Below are 3,789 nucleotides of genomic sequence, written 5' to 3' on the forward strand. Positions count from 1 at the left end.
TAAAATAAAGTTGACATATTTCCATAATTGATGTATAATAATAAAAAAGGGGCATACCGATAGACGGTCGCTCCCTCACTAAATTGTTTATTGAATAAACCGCTTTAGTTTAGCAGCTGAGGGCGGTTTATTTCTTTATATTCTTGATAACTTCATTAAGAGTCACAAGGATTAAGAAGATAATGATTAATTCCATTATCTATCACCTCCTTGCCTGCTTATTTCGCCTGCACTTTCGTGGACGATAAGTAAGTTTATGGCGTAAGGAGGGAACAACCGCCTACCGAACGCAATAGGAAAAGCGTTCGGCAGACTTGCCCTAAAGATGGCAAGCCTACCGTTTCAGGTATGCCCATAAACATTATTATACTATAATCGGCATAATATGTCAATATGCACTCTGTTTTTACAGGATGCATTTTTATATCTAAATTTAAGAAATGAGGTAAATAAAAATGAGTAAAAAAGTATTTATAGGAGTAGGGCACGGCGGAACAGACAGCGGAGCGGTTAAGTACGGTGTGGACAAAAATAAATCGTTTGGCGATGGTACGCTGAATGCTGTAAATTATCTATTAGGTGTATGGGGTTACCAACAAAACGGTATAGCAGGTGAAAACTTTATTAAACGTCTGCATACCGAGATTGAAAATAAAGTGAAATAATAATTTAACCCGTCGGGAATGTTCCTGACGGGCTTTTTTGTATTTAGTAAATCTAGTTTGGCTGGGCGTGTTTTGTTCAAAACAGAGAAAAGTGCTAAAGCGGATTGTGTGATAATTATAATTATGCTATAATATAAAGGATATTGTTTTTTCTTGGAGGTATGCGTATGAATCCTGTATTAAAATATAGAGGTGGGAAATCGAGAGAAATTCCACGTTTTTTACAATATATACCTGATAATTTTAATAGGTATATTGAGCCTTTCTTTGGTGGTGGCGCTGTTTTTTTCTATTTGGAGCCAGATAATGCTATTCTTAATGATGTTAATGAAAGACTTATGACTTTCTATTCTCAATTAAGAAATCAATATCCTGTTATGAGAACGCAACTTGATGGAATACAGGCAGTTTATGAACAAAATCAGGCAGAGTTTAAGCGACTTAAAGCGTTAACTCCTGATGAGCGTGTTCCTAATGCCAATGAAGATCTTTATTATCATATGAGGGATTTATTTAACCATCCTGATGGAACTTACCTAGACGGTGTTACTTATTTCTTTATAAATAAAACTGCATACTCAGGTATGATAAGATACAATAACAATGGGGAGTACAATGTTCCGTTCGGTAGGTATCCTAATCTCAACACACATTTAATTACTCATAATCATAGTGAATTACTTCAACGTGCAGAGTTATTTAATCTAGATTATAGAAGAATTTTCGATATGGCACAGGAAGAAGATTTCATTTTTCTTGATCCACCATATGATTGCGTTTTTAATGATTATGGTAATGTTGATCTTATGAATGGGTTTGATGAAGCTGAACATCGTAGATTAGCTGCCGATTTTAGAAACCTACCATGTCGTGCATTGATGATTATTGGAAAAACACCATTAACAGAAGAGTTATATGGTGAATATATTTTTGATGAGTATTATAAGAACTATTCTGTAAACATAAAGAATAGATTTAATAATGATAAAATGCATATCATTGTAAAGAACTATTGAGGAGCATTTTTATGGCTGTATTAAAAAATAAAGTCCTTTTCTTTACTACTTCTCCGAGAACACCTCAAAAAATGATTCCTGAAATTCGATTGATTCAAGAAAAATTTGAGGGCAAGAAGTGGAATACACATACACAAGAAGCATTTATTGATGAACTCGCTAAGTCAAGTTTTTTTGAAGGTAATGGATCTCCCTCAGATAAAGCGTTTAGTGCAAGAGATAGAATAAATAGAGCACCTAAAGCGTTAGGATTTGTAGATTTAAAGCCTTCCATTGCTTTAACAGAAGCAGGAATTGCATTAGTTTTTGGTAAACGACCACAGGAGATATTTCTTAGGCAACTCTTAAAATATCAGCTCCCTTCACCATACCATACAGAAAATATAGATACTTGTGGTGTATTTTTTGTTCGTCCCTACCTTGAAATTTTAAGGTTAGTTCGTACACTCGAATATTTGACATTTGATGAATTGAAAATATTTGCTTTACAATTGACAGATTATCGTCAATTTGATAGGATTAAGGACAAGATAATTGCATTCAGGGAAGAAAAAGAACGATATAGAGGTAAGTATAAAAAACTGGTTGACAAAACATGGACGGTTGCTATAACAGAACTTTACTCAGATACTATTGCATTGGGCAAAACAAAAACACGAGAAACTAAGGATGCAAGCCTTAAAAAATTTATATCAACCAAAAAAAGCAATATGCGTGATTATACTGATGCTTGTTTTAGATATTTAAGATATACTGGTTTAGTATCAATCTCACATAAGAACAGATCCATCTCTATTTTTGCTGATAAAATGACAGAGGTTGATTTTGTCCTTGCTAATGTTGATAGAAATCCTGTTTTTGTCGATGATGCTACTCAATATAAGCAACACCTATTCTCAACATCTGAGCCTGTTCTTTATACGGATAACAAGGATAATATTATAGATATTCTTATGAAAATAGGTTCTTATACTAAAAGAGAATTGAATGGCATGGAGCTTGAAAAACTTAAAGACTTGCGTGATGACATCGTCCAAAAACACAAAGAAGCTGTTATTCACGAACAGGTAGCGGAAATCAAGTCGTACGCTTTGTATTCTGAAATAATAGATACCTTCAATGAGATTATTTCTGACGGGTATTATGATGCTCCATTAATGTTTGAATACAATACATGGAGAGCTATGACAATGCTCGACGGTGGAGATATTAAGGGGAATTTTAAGTTCGACGATTCCGGACAGCCGTTATCCATTGCGCAAGGAAATATGCCTGACATAGAGTGCAATTACTCAGATTTTTCTATATCTGTGGAGGTTACAATGCAATCTGGGCAAAGACAATATGAAACAGAAGGAGAGCCTGTTGCAAGGCATTATGGTCAGTTAAAGAAACGATCGGGAAAAGATACCTACTGCCTTTTTATAGCACCAAATATCAATCCTGCGGTAGTAGCTCATTTCTTCACTCTAAACAAAACAAACATCTCTTACTATGGTGGAAAATCAAAGATTGTCCCTCTTGATTTAGATTTGTTTATGAAGTTGGTTGAAAACTCATATAATTACAAAATACATCCGAAATCATCAGATATTCGCAAGTTATTGGATAAGATAATCAACAAAGTGGATTCATCAGAAAATGAAACAGAATGGTATGATTATATCCAATCTTGCGCAAGTAATTGGCTTGTTTGCAATTAAAATAGATGTAAAAGAGCTTATTGTTTTTATGTGGCATACCCTTTCTTGTATTTATGAAGCTTTGGCTATGTATGGGATATTTATTGAAATCTGTTGACGATCACATTAAAATATGATATACTATTATGCACAAGGAAAAAATGTTATACATTTTTGCGGAGCGGGGTAGAAATATTTCGCTCTATTTTTTATAATTCAAGCGGCAGGATCTCTCCTTGCCGCTTTTTTTCATGTCTTTAAAAGTCACATTTCAAAACTTAAGCCTATCAGGAGTAATCCCGATAGGCTTTTATTTTATTAATACTCCTTAAGTTTTTAGGAGTCAGCTTAATTATGAAAAATCATAAGCAACAGCATCTTCTGTTAATAATGTATTAGTCCAGCCTACACAATAAGCAGCATATG

General features: G+C 34.0%; 3 protein-coding genes. All 3 read left to right on the forward strand.

The features are described 5' to 3' along the window. Positions 1-455: 455 nt before the first annotated feature. The 3 genes from OCV67_RS12920 to OCV67_RS12930 all read left to right on the forward strand — a co-directional run bounded on the left by OCV67_RS12920 (position 456) and on the right by OCV67_RS12930 (position 3,384). Positions 456-665, forward strand: coding sequence for a hypothetical protein (locus OCV67_RS12920; protein WP_147644353.1), 210 nt, complete (start codon positions 456-458; stop codon positions 663-665). Positions 666-832: 167 nt separating this feature from the next. After that, positions 833-1,681 (forward strand): DNA adenine methylase, encoded by an 849-nt coding sequence (locus tag OCV67_RS12925; RefSeq protein ID WP_147644354.1) that lies wholly within the window; start codon positions 833-835, stop codon positions 1,679-1,681. 11 nt (positions 1,682-1,692) lie between these two features. Then, positions 1,693-3,384: an AlwI family type II restriction endonuclease gene (locus OCV67_RS12930; RefSeq protein ID WP_147644355.1), complete on the forward strand. Its 1,692-nt coding sequence runs from the start codon at positions 1,693-1,695 to the stop codon at positions 3,382-3,384. The last annotated feature ends 405 nt before the right edge of the window (positions 3,385-3,789 follow it).

The organism is Porcipelethomonas ammoniilytica (assembly GCF_025567485.1).
In the GTDB taxonomy this organism is placed as follows: Bacteria; Bacillota; Clostridia; order Oscillospirales; family Ruminococcaceae; genus Porcipelethomonas; species Porcipelethomonas ammoniilytica.

Coding starts and splice junctions, on each gene's coding strand:
- OCV67_RS12930 (WP_147644355.1), top strand. CDS start 1,693: ATGGCTGTATTAAAAAATAAAGTCCTTTTCTTTACTACTTCTCCGAGA.
- OCV67_RS12925 (WP_147644354.1), top strand. CDS start 833: ATGAATCCTGTATTAAAATATAGAGGTGGGAAATCGAGAGAAATTCCA.
- OCV67_RS12920 (WP_147644353.1), top strand. CDS start 456: ATGAGTAAAAAAGTATTTATAGGAGTAGGGCACGGCGGAACAGACAGC.